Raw genomic sequence first — 16747 nt, 5'->3', positions numbered from 1 at the left:
CGGAGCGCTCCGCTTATACGATCCGTATCATAAACGGAGCTTCAAGAACCGGGGAGAGCGTTTCAAGCCGGAGCATCATTTCGCGGATCGAGCGTTCGGTCGCTTCATGGGTCGCGAACAATAGGTGGGCGCACTCTTTCTGGCAGGGGCGCTGAATCACCGCTTCGATAGAGATCGCGTGATCGGCGAAGAGCTGGGTGATCTGGGCCAGAATCCCGGGTTTGTCCGACACCCGCAGGCGCAAATAATACTTGGAGCGGATTTCATCACTGGATTTTAGGCGGAGCCCCTCTTCGAGCGGATGGTTGAATCCCAGCATCGGCGATCGTTTGCCCGAGCGTACAATATCGATGATGTTGGCCACCACCGCGCTCGCCGTCGCGTTTCCGCCCGCACCCGGACCGTAATAGAGGGTTTCGCCGACACGGTCGCCGACGACGCTGATGCCGTTCATCACGCCGTCGATTTTCGCGATCATCGCCTCTTCGCTCACCAGCGCCGCATGAACGCGCAGTTCGACCTCGTTACCATCGCGTTTGGCGATCCCGAGAAGTTTGATGGTGTAGCCGAACTCTTTGGCAAATGCGATGTCTGCCTGTGTGATCCCCTCGATCCCCTCGATCAGCATCTGCTCGGGTTTCGCGTCGATACCGTACGCGATCGAGGCGAGGATCAGCAGCTTGTGCGCCGCATCGAAGCCGCCGATATCGAACGTCGGATCGGCCTCGGCATACCCCAGGGCCTGCGCTTCGGCCAGTACCGTCTCAAACGCCGCCCCTTCGTTCATCATTTTGGTCAGCATAAAATTGCACGTGCCGTTCATGATCCCGGTGATTGAGAGGATGTGGTTCGCAGATAAACCGTCGCGCAGCGCGTTGATGATCGGTATCCCCCCCGCAACGCTCGCTTCGAATTCGAACGGGATGTCCCCCGCGATCTCCTGGAGCGCGTAACGGTGGTACGCCAGCAGCGCCTTGTTCGCCGTGACAACCGCTTTGCCGTTACGAAGCGCTTTTTGGACTACCTGCAGCGGCAGGTCAACCCCCCCCATCAACTCTACGACGATGTCGATTTCGGGATCGTCGAGAATATCGTCGGGATTTTGCGATATCGCGATTGAGAGGTCTGAAACTTTTTCGGGGTTGCGTACGACACCGCTTTTGACCACAATCTCATCCCCTGAACGGGCGGTAATGATCGAACGGTTCTCTTCAAGGATTTCAACGACGGAGCGGCCGACCGTCCCGACCCCGATTACGCCGACACGGGTCACTCGCCGCCCTTGCAGCCCAGCGACTGGAGAAAATGCTTAATGTTTTTCGCCGCCTGGCGGATCCGTTTGTCGTTTTCGATCAGGGCGATACGGACATACTCGTCGCCGTAATCGCCGAATCCGATCCCCGGAGCCACCGCGACGTTCGCTTCGACGAGGAGACGTTTGGAGAATTCAAGACTTCCCATATGACGGGCGCATTCGGGAATGCGGGCCCAGACGAACATCGACGACTGGTTGCGGCGGATCGGCCACCCGGCGCGGTTAAACGCTTCGAGCAGGACATCCTGGCGATGATCGTATTTTGCCACGATCTCCTTGACGCAGCTCTGATCTCCCTGCAATGCGACGGTCGCCGCAACCTGGATCGGGGTAAACATCCCGTAATCCAGCCAGCTTTTGATTTTCTGCAACGCGCCGATCAGTTTTGGGTTTCCGACGAAGAAACCGACGCGCCACCCCGCCATGTTATAGCTTTTGGAGAGGGTGAAACTCTCGACCGCGACGTCTTTTGCTCCCGGAACCGCAAGAATCGAAGGGGTTGCGTAGCCGTCAAACGTAATATCGCCGTAAGCGATGTCGCTGATGATGTAAAAACGCTCGCGCTTGGCCATCTCGACGATACGGGTGTAAAACGCGGGTGTCACGGTCGCGGTCGTCGGATTGTGCGGGAAATTGACGACGACGTATTTGGGCTTGGGGAAAGAGACGTGAAACGCCTGCTCCAGACGCTCGAAAAAGAGGTCTTCGTCCACTTTGTAGTCTTCGTCGAAGGGCAGTTCCATTTTCTGTACGTTTCCGCCGGCGAGGATAAACGCATACGAATGGATCGGATAGGTCGGATCGGGGACGACGACGACGTCGCCGGGGTTGGTGATCGCGTATGCCAGGTGGGCGTAACCCTCTTTGGAACCCATCGTCGCGACCGCTTCTGTTTCGGGGTCGAGATCGACGTCGTAGCGGCGTTTGTACCAGTCGCAGATCGCCTGACGCAGTTTGGGAATACCTTTGGAGACCGAATAGCCGTGCGTTTTCGTTTTTTGGGCCGATTCGATCAGTTTCTCTCTGATGTGCTCGGGGGTGTCTCCGTCGGGGTTCCCCATACTAAAATCGATGACGTCGGCGCCGGCGCGGCGACGCGCCATTTTCAGTTCGTTTACTTCGGCAAATACATATTTGGGAAGGCGTTTAATCCGGTCGAATTGGATTTCATCAAACATGGCTACAACCTGTGCATAAAAAATTGCGCCATTTTAGCATAAGAGGCTTAGTTTATCTATAATTCAAGACTTAGCGACCGGGCGATTTGGACTCGACCCACGTCGCTTCCCGAAGCGCTTTCATTCCCCAGGTATTGGAAACTTTAAGATAACGGGCTCCGGGGGGAAGATCAAAGGCGTATTCCTCTTTCGGGACTTCCGACCGTACGGAATACAGCACCTGCATCGACGCATCAAGAACGGCGACGTCGGGATACCATTTCCCGACATAGGGGGATTCGATGCGGATCGTCTGTCCCGCTTCCACCCCAAACCATTGCGGGATGGCCGAACGTTCCAGCTGCGCTCCCTCTTCGGGGGCGATCAGGGGAACGTTCCAGATACCGTTTCGGGCATTCATGCGAATCTTGAACACCCCTTTGGATGATCCCTCGTTGAGAACCGAAACCCCCTCCTCGGCCATGTTTTCAGCAAATGCCGCCGCGTCGAAGGGACGGATTCCGTGCGCTTCGCCCGAAATCTCGCCTTCTTTGTTTCGGACACTGAAACTCCGTACGTCCAAACGGTATCCGACGGCGCTAAAACCGTTGTAAAGCGTTTTCAGCGCAACGGCGGGCTCCCCCTCGAAAACTATTCGTGCCTGGATGCGCGCGGGATTCGCCGCGAAAGAGAGCAGCGGGGCAAGGAGCAACAAGGCCGCGAAACGCACCGTAATCTTCCTTACCAGTTCTTCCCGCCGTTGCGTTCCATGAATTCACTTTGGCGGATCTGTTTGAGCGCACCGTTCTCAACGCAGAAATGGACCGTATTTTTCTCTTTGAGCTGCTGTTTTTCGCCCGCCGTCTCGATCTCGATCATTCCGTGGCCAAGGACAAGCAGCGTCTCTTTGGAAGTGTCGATCACGATCGGATCACCCGTGATTTTCTGGGTTTTGGCACCCGTGGCTTTGTCGATCATGCCGACCCATACTTTGTATTTCGGAAGGATGGTAGTCGTTCCCGCCGAAGCCGGGGAAAGCGGTTTGGTTGTATTGTGTTCGGCCGCCGTGATGCTGCGGTTCGTCTCCGTGGTGGCGTTGGTTTCGACGCTGGTATTGGTTTCGGCCGCTTCTTTGACCGCTTCAACCGCCAGCGAAGTGAGCTTCATCACCTCTTCGCGCGGTTCGTTGGAGAGGAAACTCTGCAAAAATGAGCCTCCTCCGACCAGCAGCGCGATCGCAACGGTACCGGCGATCAGCCATTTTCGCTTGGCGTTCGAAGGGGCCTGCAGGATTACCGATGCTTTGGGGGCAAGCGCTTCGGCGTGTTCTTGGCGGTAGGCGTCATACTCGTCGCGGATCGGATCGAGATTGACATCGTATTCGCGTTCGAGAATCGAGAGAAATCCCATAAACTGAACCCGCCCGATCTTGTCGTAGGCTTTGTCCAGTACCAGCGCAAGTTTATCCCGTGAAATATGGGTTCTTTCATGGATTTTTTCCGATCCAAGGGCCTGCAAATCTTCAAACGTTTTGTAGTTACTCATCGCATTCTCTCCATCAAAATTGCGCCGGCAACGCCGACGTTCAGGGAATCAAAATCGTGTGCCATCCGGATCGACACCCCCTCATCCAGCCCTTTTTGAACCCGTCCGCTGAGCCCTTCGCCCTCGTTTCCGAGGATCAGCGCCCGCTTGGGGGCAAAACGCGTTTCCCGTACGTCCTTGCCTTCCATCATTGCCCCATAAAGGGTAAATCCGGACTGTTTGAGTTCGTGCATGACATCATGGATGTTGTGCACGATCACCAGCGGCAAATCGAGCGCGGCCCCGGTACTGGTACGGATAATCGGCTCGAGATTGGGTTCTTTGATCCCGCAGATGACAAGGGCATCGACCCCGAGGGCATACGCGCTGCGGACCAGCGAACCGATGTTCCCGACATCGGTAATGGAGCTGAGCACCACCACGAAATCGCACCGTTTGAGAAACGGGGAGGCATAGGGAACGACCGGGGAGATATCGGCTATGTAGCCCTGGTGGTTTCCCCCCTTCACCATCGACTGCGCGGCGTTGGGAGGGATACGCTTGATCTCGAAGCCCATTTTCATGAGGGCGCCGTACTCTTTTTTGTCGATCTCTTTGGCCAGATAAAGGGTCTTGATCCGGTCTTTATGGCGCTCCAGCGCGTAGAATACGGGCTGTTTTCCGTAAATAAGCATTCTGCTCTCTTTGCTTGTGCCCGCGGGCTTGAAATGTTTTTTAACGGTTATTATATCTCTATGTGTTTAAGAGTCGCTGATAACACTCTTTGGGATTTTCGCCCGTTATCCGGGCAATCAGCTTCGATGCCGCTTTTTTGGGTATGTCGAGAGCGAGGATGTCGGCTTCGCACAGCGCCGAACTTTTCCCCTCCGAGGCTCCGATCACTACGACCCATTCCCCGCGGATCTCTTTTTCCATCCTCTCAAGCAGCTCGGCCGCGGTGCCGCGGTAAAAGCGCTGAAATTTTTTCGTCAGTTCCTTTGCCAGGAAAACTTCCCGCAGCGGCGCGGCGGCGGAAATCTCCCGCAGCAGTTTTTCCAGCCGCGTCGGTGCTTCGTACAGTACCGTGGTATAGCCGTTGAAAAGGGCCTCCTGCAACGCGGCGGAACGGTCGTTCCCTTTGTGCGGAAGGAATCCCGCGAACAGCATCTTCGTCTCCACGAAACCGCTGGCGACAAATGCCGTCAGCGCGGCATTGGCTCCGGGAAGGACGTCGTACTCAACCCCGTTGTCGATGCAATAGCGCACGAGCATCTGCCCCGGATCGCTGAAGCCGGGCATCCCCGCATCGCTGACGTAGACAACGTTGCGGTCAAAAAAATCGGGGCTCAAACCCGCCAGAAAATCGGCTTCGTTATGGGAGTGGAGACTGACAAACTGCTGCTCTTGCGCAATGGCCAGGTTGTAGCGTTCCTTCAGGAAATGGAGAAGTTTTTTCGTCACACGGGTATCTTCGCACAATAAAACCTCGGCCTGCGCGAGAGCTTCTAGTGTACGAAGGGTGATGTCGGCAATGTTTCCGATGGGAGTGGGGACAAGTGAAAGCATGGTTCTTCCCGGTTCTGCCTTAAAGAGGCAAGCGTAATTGCGAGAGCAAAAGGCCCCTCGGGGATTCCCCGGGGAGCTTGGGTGATTAGTTGAGCGAGTAGCGTTTTTTGAATTTATCGATACGTCCGGCAGTGTCGACCTGACGCTCAGAACCGGTGTAGAACGGGTGGCATTCGTTGCAGATATCGACACGGATCGATTCTTTGACGCTCTTTGTTTTAAACGTGTTGCCGCACGCGCAGTTTACCGTTGCTTCGACAACGTTAGGGTGAAGATCTTTTTTCATTAGGTTATGCCTTGGTGGTCGACGTCGTTGTACGTCGGCCGGTATAGTTTTACATCCGTACGGGGGCGGATGATTTGGAGGCGAATTATATCTTAAAAAAGATTTTTTTACAACAGCGCCGCGGCAGCGGCCACCGCCGCCGTTTCGGAGCGCAGGACGGTCGGGACCGCGAATGAACGGATGTTTCGAAACAGTTTTCGTTCGCTGTCGTCGAATCCCCCTTCGCAACCGATGACGATGGTGTCGATCCCCTCGTCTCCCCGCAAAGGCTCTCCGCCGAAATCCATGACAACGGCATCCGGATGGTCGTTTAAAAAATCACCGAGGCTGCGGCTCTCGCGCAATTCGATCAAGGAGGTGCGGCCGCACTGGATAATGGAGCTCTCCAAGATCCGCTCAAACCGCTCGAAATCAAGGCGGAAATTGCGCTGCGAACGGCGGCAATGGATGAACGTTATTGTCCCGACGCCCAATTCGCTCAGCATCGGAAGGGTTTTTTCCACCGTTTTGGGGTCCACGAGGCACCACCCTATGTGCAGTTTTCGGGTTGCCTCGCACGGAGCTTCTCTTCGGCTTTCAAGACGGAACAACGCGCTTTTTCCCTCCGTTCTCTCCAACCGGTAACGGAACTCTTCTTGCAATGCCCTGCGGCTGCGAAACGCGATCAGGTCACCGCTTTTGTGACGGCGGACTTTGATCAGGTATTTGTAGTCGTCCCCGCTGACGCTCAGCTCCGGCGCACCCGCGTCGGGATGGAGCAAAAATTTCACAGTGCCACCATCCATCCCGTCATCAGTCCCAGCAGCGCCATCTCGATCCCCAGAAAACGGAACGCTTTGGCTTTGTAACCTTCAAACGCCCCTTCCTTCGAAATGTCGGTCCGGCGTTTAAGGGTTTTGTAGCGCTTGGCTTCCAGCACGATCATGACGACGGCGACGGCGATCATCGCCACGTTCGAAGCGTTAAACGCCAACTGCTTGGCCGCCATCATCACCGCCCCCGTAAAAAGGATCAGGGCGATCAGGGATGCCGATATGGGCATCACGATCCGCATCCGCTTCGCGTAGCGAACCACCTGCTGCGACAAGGCGAGCATGACGATATTGAAGAGGACGACCCCCATCAGCACAATGACCCCGAAATAGTGGATATTCAATCCCGCTGCATACATAGCTTCCATAAAGGGGATTTTACCTTAATTTGCCTATAATCGTCTATCATTTTTAAAACCGCGACCGTGCGATCCGCACGCCGTTTTGAAGGAGGCACCATGGCGATCAGCGTAGAAGAGGCGCTCGAAAAAATTTACGCGCTTTCCCATCCGCTCGAAAGCGAAATCGAGCCGATCGAAAACGCCGTTCACCGGGTTCTGGCACAAGAGGTCAGCGCCGCGTATCCCCTCCCCGCTTTTGACAACTCGGCGATGGACGGCTATGCCGTACGGGTGGAAGATGCGGGGAAAACCCTCACCCAGTCGTGCACCATCTTTGCCGGCGATCAAGAAGAGATCCGCATGGTCGAAGACCAGTGCATCCGGATCATGACGGGTGCGCGCATTCCGCAAGGATGCGAGGCTATCGTTCCCGTCGAGGAGGTTCAACTGGAAGAAGGGCGCGTCACCCTCCCCACTTCGATCCGCCCTTCCCAACACATCCGCCTTCGCGGCGAAGACATCGAAAAAGGGATGGTGCTGCTCGAGTCCGGCACGCTGCTGCACGCTCACCACATCGCGTTACTGGCGTCGCAGGGGATTACGCACATACGCCTTTTCCGCCGTCCCCGTATTGCCCTTTTCTCTTCGGGCAACGAGCTGAAAATGCATTACGAAAGCGTCGGTGCGGGACAGCTTTACAATACCAACACCCCCACTTTCGCCGCACGGGCACGGGAGCTGGGATGTGACGTTATTTTTACCGGCACCGCCCAGGATACGCTCGAATCGATCCGTGAACACATCCGCAGCGCGCTGCGTGCCGATTTCATCATCACCTCCGGAGGCGTCAGCGTCGGCGATGCCGACTATACCAAAGAGGCGTTCGCCTCACTGGGATTTGAGAGCGCTTTCGAATCAGTCGACATCAAACCCGGAAAACCGACGACGTTCGGACGGATCGGCTCGACGCTGGTCCTCAATCTCCCGGGCAATCCCCTGGCCGCGGCGCTGTGTTTCGAACTCTTCGCCCAGAGTGCCATTCTTGCACTAAGCGGTCGGGGGGACAAATACCTCTCTGCCCTTGCGGCGAAAATGGGAGAAGATTTCCGCGTCAAAAAAGGGCGAAGGGCGCTGATCCCGGGGTGGTACGACGGGGAATCGTTCACCCCGAGCCCGAAGTTCGGTCCCGGAATGGTCCTCCCTCTTTCACGCGCCAACGCCTATGTGATGGTCGATGCCGCACTCGAAAGGCTGGAAAAAGGCTCGGAAGTCAAAGTGATCCCCACGCGCTGGCCCTTCAGCGCTTTCGAAAAAAACTCTTTGATTACCGTTTAAACGGTATCGGGGTTGACGAAGATATCGCCGTTGAGGACCTTTTCCCACAGTTGCGGATCGCTCCACCCCTCACGCACCTCTTTGCTGAAACGGATTGCATCGAGCGCAATCGTCCCCATCCATTCCGAATAAGCATCCTCCTCGAACGCCTGCGCGTATCCCGTGTCGGTTTCGTGTACGATGACGCTGTGCAGCCTTACCCCGCGCTCACCGTTAATCATGTGGGTGGAACAGAGCAAACGGTCGATCATCAGGAAAATGACCCGCGCAAACTGCTCGCAGGAAGGGGAAACGGGGAGGAGGACCCACCGTGCCGAGTACTCTTTCATCGCGTCGATGTATTCGGTGTGATCCGCATCCCAGATCGCCACGGCATGATCGAAACTATCAATCAGCTCTTTCATCCCCTGCTTCATCAGGCCGAAATCGTACACCATCTGCCCCCGGTCGAGGTATTTGGATTCGAACAGCACTTCGACCTTGTACGAATGGCCGTGGATCGAGGCGCGGCAACGCTGCGTGGAACAACCTCGGACGATGTGGGCGTTTTCGAATTTGAAAAGTTTACGGATAATCATGATGGGTCACTGCCTTTTGAGGTCACCTGTTCCGACCTCAAGTAATCTCGATATTATACCCCGTGATTCTGATCCCAGATACGGATATGGAGACGATCGGAATAGATGAATCCCCGGCGTTTGCACAACTCGATCACCGATTCGCAGTTGGCTTCGATATGCGCCTTGTCACCGCCCAGCGGCATGCAGTAAACGGGCGTGAAGGGGTATTCGGCGATGATCTCGTCGATCTCCGTCTCGATGTGGTTCATCAAGGAAGGCTCGTCGACGGTGAATTTGAAAAACGACTCTTTCGCATTGGCGACAATCGCGGTGATCGCCTCAGGTCTGACCCGTCGGGCTTTGGGCTCGCCGCTGTTGGAGAGCTTGACCGAAAGGGCATAGGTCGCTTCCCGGTAAAAAGGGTAGCGACCGAAGTCGGGTGCGATCGTCCCGTTCGTCTCGAAGGTCACACGGTGCCCCTGCGACACCAGGTATTCGATAAACTGAACGAAAATCGGCTCGCTTGCGTACACCAGCGGTTCCCCGCCGGTCAAAACGACGTCGACATGGGGAGGAAGGCGGTAGCCGTTCATGATCCAGATCAGCGTCTGGAGTTCCTCGATCTCCATCCATATCCCGCCGAATCCCTTTCGGTCGACGGCATATACGGTATCGCATCCGATCACTTCGCTCCCGTCCGGGGCGATTTCGGTGCACCCGAATCCCTCACAGGTCAGGTTGCACCCTCCGAAGCGAAAAAACATCGACGGATGTCCCGTATATTTTCCCTCCCCCTGCACGGAGTAAAAATGTTCTACAAGGTAGAGCATCTCACCCTCCCGTTTCGTAGAAGGCGCGGTTCGAGGCTTCTGCATCCCCTTCGCTCCAGCGGTTTTTCTCCGGCTTGGTACGGACGACCTCTTTGAGCACCAGTGCCGCTTCTTTGATGTCTCCCCGGCGGACGGCGTCACGGATGCTCATCGCCTCGTCGAAATAGAGACAGGGGATCAGGTTGCCCTCGGCGGTGAGGCGGATGCGGTTGCATTTGGTGCAGAAATCGTCTTTGTGGGGTTCGATGATCCCGAATTCATAGCCGTCCTCGAGACGGTAATAGTGCGATGGTGAGTGGCCGTCGAATCCCAGGTCTTCGTACGCGTAACGGCTACCGATTATCTCCAGCAATTCGGGGCTCTGCATCCCCTTGATATTCACCTCCGCGTGGACGTTCTCCATGTATTCAATGAAGCGTACCGTCATACCGCGGGCTTTGCAGTACTCGAGAACGTCAAGGATTTCGCCGTCATTGAGCCCTTTCATGGGAACCATGTTCACCTTAACCTTCATCCCCACTTTGAGCGCCTCTTCCACGCCGGCCAGTACGGGACCGAGAACGTCTTTTTTGGCGATTTTCTCAGCTACGTCGGGTTTGAGCGAATCGATCGAGACGTTCAGCCGCCGAAGTCCCGCATCGTAGAGCTTTTGGGCGGAGCCTTTGAGCAGGTAGGCGTTCGTGGTCATCGCCAGATCGATGTCATTTTTGTAGTCGTGGATCATTTTGATAAAGGCGTCGAGGTCTTCGCGCAGAAGCGGCTCACCCCCCGTAATGCGGATCTTCTTCACCCCTTCGTCAATCGCCACGCGGATAAATTCGAACAGTTCCTCGAAACTGAGCAGATTCTCTTTGGGAACCCACGAAAAGGGTTTTTCGGGCATGCAGTACTGGCAGCGGAAATTGCACCGCTCCGTCACCGACACCCTCAAATAATCGACCGTACGGCCGTAACTGTCAACTAGCAAAGTGATCCTTGTATCTAAACCTTATCCATTATGGCGGGAGTGTAGCGAAATGTTGTTTGGAGTTTTATTTATCGGAGGAATTAGAGAAAGCTGCACAACCAAAGGCGCAGACACGAAGGAACGCCCCGCGGGGCGCAGGTACGCTTTACCAGCCGCGAACGACGGCGTGGCACGCGGTACAGGCGTTGACGATCTCCGAATACGACTGGCTCGCTTTGGAGTATTCTTTTTTATTCAGCGCTTTGATGAGCTCGTTGCTCGAAGCGTCGATACGCTTCGCGGCATTGAAGGCGATGTTGCTCATATGCTGTTTTTCTTTAGGAAGATACTTTTTGGTCGCATCGGCGTTATGAAACAACGCGTTGGCTTTTTGGATTTCGCTGATGCCCCCTTTGATAAGGACGGGTGCATTGTACAAAAACCCTTTTTGGACGTTGCTCAGGCCGTTTTCCATCTGGCTCATGTTCAGGGCCAGCGTTTCGTTTGCCATGGCCGCACTGCCGAGCAGTGCGGCAAGAGCCATCATTTTAATCATTTTCATCCCTGACTCCTTAGTGTACTTCCGACCAGATTTTGCGTTTCCACGCCCAGGCCAGAAGAGCGAATACCGCGGTATAAAGCATCACGTAAAGCCCGAGGCTTTCGCGTTCGGCTTTTTTGCGGTCGCCGATCTCTTCCATGTAGGCGATGACCTCTTCTTGGGCTTTCTGGTTCAGACCCGTTCTGGGCATCGACGTTCCGGGCAGGAGAACCTGCGGGTCGTTGATGAAGCTGTAAAGGTAGTGCTCGCCGCGGCTTTTGATGTATTGCGACAGATCCGGCGGTGTGGCTCCCATGTAGTTTTTGATCACATCGGGAGGCGTGGTCGATTCGAGTCCCGCATACGCCATGGAGTGGCAGCGTCCGCATGCCGCTTCGAATGTATTTTTATGCGATTCGGTCCCCGATTTCGCTTTGGGAGCGATCGACTGCAGGTACGCGACGATATCCATGATTTCCTGCGCCGACATCCAGTTGTACGAAGGCATCGGGAACTGTTTGCCGCTTTCAGGCGTGTATTTGTGCTGAAGTTTCATCGCGCTGACGGGGTCAAAGATGAAATTGGCCAAATAGTTTTTGTCGTAAATCCACCCCGCTCCGCTCAGATCGGGAGGAACGACGCCGTAGCTGGCGGCAGCATCGGCGTTGGGCATCATCTGCGGATGGCCCGCCGTTTCGATCGAGTGACACGCGATACAGTTGGCTTCGACGAGGACTTTCCCGTTTTCGGGGTTCCCTGCAATCGACGTATCAACGTTTTTCAGATCTTTGAACGTGAAATCGGCGGGTGCGACCTCCGGATGCATCACGTGGTGTGCATACGGTTCGATCCCGTAATAGGTAATGCCGACAAGAGCAACAATGACGGCCAAGATTTTAAACTCTTTCATTATTTGCCCCCCACTTTTTTAGCTTCTGCTTTGGTAATAAACGGCAGCAACGCGAACAGCGTCAGGAACGTCAAAGATGACGCGAACCCTACCCATGCGTTGGCACCGGTCGGAGGCAGTTTTCCGTAAATCGTCAAGACGATCAGGTCAACCATCATGAACCAGAACCAGTATTTGAAATACGGGCGCTTGTTCGCCGGTTTAACCATCGGCGAGCGGTCCAGCCACGGCATGAAGAAGAAAATCGCGTTCGCGATTCCGAATGCGATCAGACCGAGGTCTTTTCCGGAAATACCGGCGATTTCAAAGAAGAATCCGCGCAACACTTCGTAACTCCACAGGAAGTACCACTCAGGGTAGATGTGGGCAGGGGTTTTCAGGCCGTCGGCTTTGTCGAAGTTGATCGCATCCATCGCGAACCCGTAATGGAAGAAGACCAGGTAGAAAAAGAAGAGCATAAAGAACCCGAGGACGAAAAAGTCTTTCGAGAGGAACACCGGCCAGAAAGGGACGACTTTGGACTCTTTTTTCTTGCCTGCTTTGTATTTCTCGGCCTCTTCGTCGAAGTCGAAAAACTCGCCGTCTTCGTTGTTGACATGCGGGAAACGGAGCGCGTAGAAGTGGAACGCGATCGCACCGAGGATCAGCAACGGGATGAGCAGCACGTGCAGCATGAAGAAGCGGGTCAGGGTCGCATCGGAAACGTAGAAGTTACCGCGGATCCAAACCACCAGTTCGTCTCCGATCACGGGAATCCCGCCGAAGATTTCGGTAATTACGTACGCCGCCCAATACGACATCTGGCCCCACGGAAGCATGTATCCGCTGAACCCTTCCGCCGAGAAAAGGACAAACAGCAACATCCCTGAAATCCAAATCATCTCACGCCCTTTTTTGTACGAGCCGTAATAGATCCCGGTAAACATATGGATGTAAATGACAAGGAAGACGACCGACGCACCCACCGCGTGGATATGACGGAACAGCCATCCGTAGGCGACTTCCTGCATGATCGTGTAGTTGACGCTGTCGAATGCTAGGTTGACATCCGGTTTGTAATACATCAACAAAAAGATCCCCGACACCAGCAAGAACGTGAACAATACGGTCAGCAATACCCCCATCGCCCACAAAAAGTTGATATTTTTGGGAATCCAATACTCGGTCATCATCACTTTTGCAAAGTTGACGACACCCAGACGCTGGTCAAACCACTCGAGCATCGAGTCTGCTTTTTTAAATTCTGCCATATTTCCCCCCTTACGCTTTTGCCATCATCGCTTTGTATTCAGGGCCTTCTTCACCCAGTACAAGCGTTACGCCGTCAAGTTTGAACGGAGGAATGTCGAGCGGACGCGGCGGCGGTCCGAACTTGTTGATGCCCGCATCGGTGAATTCACCGCCGTGACAGGCGCATTTGAAATCGTGCTGGTCGGCACGGTAAGCCGGGATACATCCCAGGTGGGTACACAGCCCGATCATTACAGAGAAATAGTGATCCCCGATTTTGACGCTGCGTCCGTCGGTCGGTTTCATATCTTCGGTATATTTAAGGACAAACACCGGTTTGCCCCGCCATACGACGACTTCGAGTTTATTGGCTTCGAGCCCTGATACGTCGACTGTCGTGAAACCGGCAGACATGACGCTCGGAAGCGGATCCCATGTCTTCTTCATCGCGATCAGCGATGCGATCCCTCCGACGGCGGCGACGGCACCAAAGGCTTTTCCGATAAACCCTCTTCTGCTTTCATCCATCATTGTCATCTCACTTAATTTGGAAATTTAACACTCTATCATAAGTGAAAAAGGTTTAAAGTTTCTATAAATTGAAAGTTTTCCTTATGAATTCGATTACTTTCGTATTGTTTTTATCCATTAAGTGATAGTTGTTTGATAAAGCGATACTTATGGTTTGCATAAGCTTCTCTTGCGTAAGATCGGTCACGACCGGGATATTCAGTTCTTTGAAAAGGGGGAGAAAATCGTGCGGATAATCGGGGCGTTGAAGGTAAACGGGGCGGCCTCCGGCGGCGAGGTTCTGCAAAACCGCCTGCGGCGAGGCGCTGAGTAAAACGTTCGTCGAGCGGATCACCTCATCGTATGTCTCTGAATCATGGATCGTCCCGAAACTCTCTTTCAGGCTATTCTCGTATCCCAGGAAATGATAAAAGCCCATCAGCAGGTCCATCTTATGCGGTGCGAATATCCCCTGGAGTTTTTCGAGGTCCTTTTCGTAGTCGTCGTCCCCGAAGAAAAGAGCCATCGCGATCGTCTTGGGAAGCGGGCGGAAGTATTGTTCGCCGATCACCACGCCGCGGCAGATCCCTTCTCCTTCGAGATAGGGGGAGATCAGGAATTCGCCCGGGTGCTTCGCATCGGAAGGGTCGTCGCCGATTCGGACAAACGTCGAGAAAAAACGGCACATGTCATCGTGCAAGACCGGATTGAGCTCGGCCGAATCGAAAATGATCTTGTCGCCGTGAACGGCGATTTGGGGGATGTTGCGCACGACATCGACCCCGACGGCGCGTTTGATCCCGTATTCTCTCGCCTGTGATGCGATCCGGAAATCCGAACACAGCAGGGTGATGTCGATCTCTTTTTGAAGTTCGTTGACGATCGCAACGGCGCGGTGGAAGCGATCCAGACCGATACGGTGCCCCGTATGGACGTAGTAGAAATATCTCATTTTTTTCCTTTGGCGGCCATTTTGATGTAGATGTGCAGGATGTCGAGGGCGGCGGGGGTGATCCCGCTTATCTGCGATGCCGCCTGCAACGTAGGCGGGTTGAATTTTTCCAGTTTTTCGACGATCTCTTTAGAGAGTCCGGAAACGGAGCCGAAATTGAAATCGGAGGGGATCGCGATGTGGAGCATCGACTCCATCCGCTTGATGTCGTCGCTTTGTTTTTCGACGTAACGGGCGTATTTGGCCTCGATCAGGATCTGCTCGACGATGTAGGGGTCGAGTTCTTTGAACTGCGGGAACAGTTTCAGGAGTTTCTCCTCGTCGAACGTCTTACGCGAAACGAGCTGGGTCGCGGCGAGTTTGTCGCTGATTTTCTCTTCGCCGATCTCTTCCAAAAAGGCCAGGAACTCTTTGTTGGGGGTATAGACCGTCTCTTCCAGAAGTGCCAACCCCTCCTCAATCTGTCGCCGTTTCGCGTCGATCCGTTCCATTTGAGCGTCCGAAATGAGCCCCAGCGCGTGACCGTATTTGCCCAAACGCAGATCGGCGGTCTCCTCGCGCAGCAGCAGCCGGTATTCGGCGCGGGAAGTAAACATCCGGTAAGGTTCTTTGGTCCCCTTGGTGACCAGATCGTCGATCAGGACGCCGATGTAGGCTTCATCACGGCGCAGCACAAGCGGCTCTTTCCCCTGCAGGCTGAGGCTGGCGTTGATCCCGGCCATGAGCCCCTGTGCGGCCGCTTCCTCGTATCCGGTGGTCCCGTTGATCTGCCCGGCGCAATAGAGGTTGCGGATCTTTTTCGTCTCGAGAGTATGGCGAAGCTCCGTCGGGTCGACGTAATCGTACTCGATGGCATAGCCGTATCGGACGATTTTGGCATTTTCCATCCCGCGGACCGAATGTATCATGGCGCGCTGCACGTCGGGGGGAAGCGAGGTGGACATCCCGTTGATGTAGCACTCGGTGTTCTCCGCCGTCTGAGGTTCGATGAAGAGGTGATGACGCTCTTTGTCCCGGAAACGGTTGATCTTGTCTTCGATGCTGGGGCAGTAGCGCGGCCCGATCCCTTCGATCTGTCCGGTAAAGAGGGGGGCGCGGTGAAAATTCCCCTCGATCAGGCTGTGGGTCTCCTCGTTCGTGTAGGCGATGTAGCAGGGGAGCTGTTTTTTGGTACGGGCAAACGCCTCACGGTCGGTCCGGAAACTGAACGGTGCGGGGAGCTCGTCGCCGTCTTGGAGTTCCATCACGCTAAAGTCGATCGAGGAACTGTCGACGCGGGGGCATGTCCCCGTTTTGAGCCGCCCGACGTTCACCCCAAGCAAACGGAGCTGATCGCTGAGCCCTTTGGCGGCAAATTCTCCGAACCGCCCCGCCTCCTGCGTCACTTCGCCGATATGAACGACTCCGTTGAGGAACGTCCCGGTCGTAAGAATCACCCGCGAAGCGCGGTATTCGTTGAGCAGATGGGTCTGTACCCCCACGACGGTATCGTCTTCGATCAGCAGCGACGTCACCGTCTCTTGGATCAGGCTCAGGTTGGGGGTCGTGAGGATGGTGTTGCGCGCGATGACGCGGTAGCGGTCCATGTCGATCTGGGCGCGGCTTCCGCGAACGGCGGGCCCTTTGGTGATGTTGAGAATCCGGAACTGTATCCCCGCTTCGTCGGTGAGCAGCCCCATCTCCCCGCCCAGGGCGTCGAGTTCGCGTACCAGGTGCCCTTTGGCCAGTCCCCCGACGGCGGGATTGCAGCTCGTCGCTCCCACCTGTTCGGCAAGTATGGAGACCATCAGGGTATTGTGTCCCATCCGGGCTGCGGCCAGGGCCGCTTCGATTCCGGCGTGTCCTCCGCCGACTACGATTACGTCATATTGCATGATTTTGCTTCTTTACTACATTCTTTGAACGCAATTATAACCTTGATTGTTGAAACCT

At 55.1% G+C, this 16747-nt stretch carries 19 protein-coding genes; 1 reads left to right on the top strand and 18 read right to left on the bottom strand.

From position 1 onward, the window contains the following. Positions 1–13 precede the first annotated feature (13 nt). The 9 genes from AB1763_04070 to AB1763_04030 form a co-directional block, all read right to left on the bottom strand. On the bottom strand, positions 14–1273 hold the full coding sequence (locus AB1763_04070) for a homoserine dehydrogenase (GenBank protein MEW5831995.1): 1260 nt from the start codon (positions 1271–1273) through the stop codon (positions 14–16). Then, entirely contained in the window at positions 1270–2493 is a 1224-nt protein-coding gene (locus AB1763_04065) for an LL-diaminopimelate aminotransferase (GenBank protein MEW5831994.1), read from the bottom strand. The genes AB1763_04070 and AB1763_04065 overlap by 4 nt, the downstream gene beginning before the upstream one ends. Positions 2494–2563: 70 nt before the next feature. Then, positions 2564–3202, bottom strand: a complete 639-nt coding sequence (locus tag AB1763_04060; GenBank protein ID MEW5831993.1) for a hypothetical protein — start codon at positions 3200–3202, stop codon at positions 2564–2566. Between the two features lie 11 nt (positions 3203–3213). Beyond that, positions 3214–4017, bottom strand: coding sequence for a hypothetical protein (locus AB1763_04055; GenBank protein ID MEW5831992.1), 804 nt, complete (start codon positions 4015–4017; stop codon positions 3214–3216). Continuing rightward, positions 4014–4691 carry a 23S rRNA (guanosine(2251)-2'-O)-methyltransferase RlmB gene (rlmB, locus tag AB1763_04050; GenBank protein MEW5831991.1) on the bottom strand — a complete coding sequence of 226 codons (678 nt, stop codon included), beginning with the start codon at positions 4689–4691 and terminating at the stop codon, positions 4014–4016. Before rlmB ends, AB1763_04055 begins: the two co-directional genes overlap by 4 nt. A gap of 58 nt (positions 4692–4749) precedes the next feature. After that, positions 4750–5562: a 16S rRNA (cytidine(1402)-2'-O)-methyltransferase gene (gene rsmI, locus AB1763_04045; GenBank protein MEW5831990.1), complete on the bottom strand. Its 813-nt coding sequence runs from the start codon at positions 5560–5562 to the stop codon at positions 4750–4752. A gap of 85 nt (positions 5563–5647) precedes the next feature. Continuing rightward, the gene (gene rpmE / locus AB1763_04040; GenBank protein MEW5831989.1) at positions 5648–5848 is read right to left on the bottom strand and encodes a 50S ribosomal protein L31; all 201 of its coding nucleotides are present in this window, start codon (positions 5846–5848) and stop codon (positions 5648–5650) included. Positions 5849–5955: 107 nt separating this feature from the next. Next, positions 5956–6618, bottom strand: coding sequence for an RsmE family RNA methyltransferase (locus AB1763_04035; GenBank protein MEW5831988.1), 663 nt, complete (start codon positions 6616–6618; stop codon positions 5956–5958). Next, complete coding sequence (locus tag AB1763_04030; protein MEW5831987.1) at positions 6615–7028, bottom strand: hypothetical protein; 414 nt, start codon at positions 7026–7028, stop codon at positions 6615–6617. The genes AB1763_04035 and AB1763_04030 overlap by 4 nt, the downstream gene beginning before the upstream one ends. A gap of 90 nt (positions 7029–7118) precedes the next feature. Between AB1763_04030 and glp the strand changes: the two genes are divergently transcribed. Then, positions 7119–8336, top strand: coding sequence for a gephyrin-like molybdotransferase Glp (glp, locus tag AB1763_04025; GenBank protein MEW5831986.1), 1218 nt, complete (start codon positions 7119–7121; stop codon positions 8334–8336). On the opposite strand, the gene AB1763_04020 is transcribed toward glp, so the two are convergent. The 9 genes from AB1763_04020 to mnmG all read right to left on the bottom strand — a co-directional run bounded on the left by AB1763_04020 (position 8333) and on the right by mnmG (position 16689). After that, positions 8333–8914, bottom strand: coding sequence for a 6-carboxytetrahydropterin synthase (locus AB1763_04020; protein MEW5831985.1), 582 nt, complete (start codon positions 8912–8914; stop codon positions 8333–8335). The genes glp and AB1763_04020 overlap by 4 nt on opposite strands. Before the next feature lie 53 nt (positions 8915–8967). After that, positions 8968–9726, bottom strand: coding sequence for a 7-carboxy-7-deazaguanine synthase QueE (locus AB1763_04015; protein ID MEW5831984.1), 759 nt, complete (start codon positions 9724–9726; stop codon positions 8968–8970). A gap of 1 nt (position 9727) precedes the next feature. Further along, entirely contained in the window at positions 9728–10693 is a 966-nt protein-coding gene (gene moaA / locus AB1763_04010) for a GTP 3',8-cyclase MoaA (GenBank protein MEW5831983.1), read from the bottom strand. Positions 10694–10838: 145 nt separating this feature from the next. Further along, the gene (locus AB1763_04005; protein ID MEW5831982.1) at positions 10839–11234 is read right to left on the bottom strand and encodes a hypothetical protein; all 396 of its coding nucleotides are present in this window, start codon (positions 11232–11234) and stop codon (positions 10839–10841) included. 10 nt (positions 11235–11244) lie between these two features. After that, positions 11245–12123, bottom strand: coding sequence for a c-type cytochrome (locus tag AB1763_04000; protein ID MEW5831981.1), 879 nt, complete (start codon positions 12121–12123; stop codon positions 11245–11247). Next, complete coding sequence (locus tag AB1763_03995; GenBank protein MEW5831980.1) at positions 12123–13373, bottom strand: cytochrome bc complex cytochrome b subunit; 1251 nt, start codon at positions 13371–13373, stop codon at positions 12123–12125. Before AB1763_03995 ends, AB1763_04000 begins: the two co-directional genes overlap by 1 nt. Positions 13374–13383: 10 nt before the next feature. Beyond that, positions 13384–13884, bottom strand: a complete 501-nt coding sequence (locus AB1763_03990; protein MEW5831979.1) for a Rieske 2Fe-2S domain-containing protein — start codon at positions 13882–13884, stop codon at positions 13384–13386. Positions 13885–13945: 61 nt separating this feature from the next. Next, the gene (locus tag AB1763_03985) at positions 13946–14815 is read right to left on the bottom strand and encodes a hypothetical protein (GenBank protein ID MEW5831978.1); all 870 of its coding nucleotides are present in this window, start codon (positions 14813–14815) and stop codon (positions 13946–13948) included. Next, positions 14812–16689, bottom strand: a complete 1878-nt coding sequence (gene mnmG, locus AB1763_03980) for a tRNA uridine-5-carboxymethylaminomethyl(34) synthesis enzyme MnmG (GenBank protein ID MEW5831977.1) — start codon at positions 16687–16689, stop codon at positions 14812–14814. Before mnmG ends, AB1763_03985 begins: the two co-directional genes overlap by 4 nt. Between the last annotated feature and the right edge of the window lie 58 nt (positions 16690–16747).

It is taken from the genome of Campylobacterota bacterium, from assembly GCA_040752835.1.
Lineage (GTDB): Bacteria > Campylobacterota > Campylobacteria > Campylobacterales > Sulfurimonadaceae > Sulfuricurvum.
The sequence above is the reverse complement of the archived record's forward strand: the minus strand, read 5'-3'. Positions and strand labels throughout refer to the sequence as shown.

Excerpts from the sequence above, each read along its gene's own strand:
- AB1763_04055 (MEW5831992.1), bottom strand. The coding sequence starts at position 4,017 with ATGAGTAACTACAAAACGTTTGAAGATTTGCAGGCCCTTGGATCGGAA.
- rlmB (MEW5831991.1), bottom strand. The coding sequence starts at position 4,691 with ATGCTTATTTACGGAAAACAGCCCGTATTCTACGCGCTGGAGCGCCAT.
- rpmE (MEW5831989.1), bottom strand. The coding sequence starts at position 5,848 with ATGAAAAAAGATCTTCACCCTAACGTTGTCGAAGCAACGGTAAACTGC.
- AB1763_04000 (MEW5831981.1), bottom strand. The coding sequence starts at position 12,123 with ATGAAAGAGTTTAAAATCTTGGCCGTCATTGTTGCTCTTGTCGGCATT.
- rsmI (MEW5831990.1), bottom strand. The coding sequence starts at position 5,562 with ATGCTTTCACTTGTCCCCACTCCCATCGGAAACATTGCCGACATCACC.
- AB1763_04065 (MEW5831994.1), bottom strand. The coding sequence starts at position 2,493 with ATGTTTGATGAAATCCAATTCGACCGGATTAAACGCCTTCCCAAATAT.
- AB1763_04030 (MEW5831987.1), bottom strand. The coding sequence starts at position 7,028 with ATGGAAGCTATGTATGCAGCGGGATTGAATATCCACTATTTCGGGGTC.
- AB1763_03995 (MEW5831980.1), bottom strand. The coding sequence starts at position 13,373 with ATGGCAGAATTTAAAAAAGCAGACTCGATGCTCGAGTGGTTTGACCAG.
- AB1763_03985 (MEW5831978.1), bottom strand. The coding sequence starts at position 14,815 with ATGAGATATTTCTACTACGTCCATACGGGGCACCGTATCGGTCTGGAT.
- AB1763_04015 (MEW5831984.1), bottom strand. The coding sequence starts at position 9,726 with ATGCTCTACCTTGTAGAACATTTTTACTCCGTGCAGGGGGAGGGAAAA.
- AB1763_04020 (MEW5831985.1), bottom strand. The coding sequence starts at position 8,914 with ATGATTATCCGTAAACTTTTCAAATTCGAAAACGCCCACATCGTCCGA.
- AB1763_04005 (MEW5831982.1), bottom strand. The coding sequence starts at position 11,234 with ATGAAAATGATTAAAATGATGGCTCTTGCCGCACTGCTCGGCAGTGCG.
- glp (MEW5831986.1), top strand. The coding sequence starts at position 7,119 with ATGGCGATCAGCGTAGAAGAGGCGCTCGAAAAAATTTACGCGCTTTCC.
- AB1763_03990 (MEW5831979.1), bottom strand. The coding sequence starts at position 13,884 with ATGATGGATGAAAGCAGAAGAGGGTTTATCGGAAAAGCCTTTGGTGCC.
- mnmG (MEW5831977.1), bottom strand. The coding sequence starts at position 16,689 with ATGCAATATGACGTAATCGTAGTCGGCGGAGGACACGCCGGAATCGAA.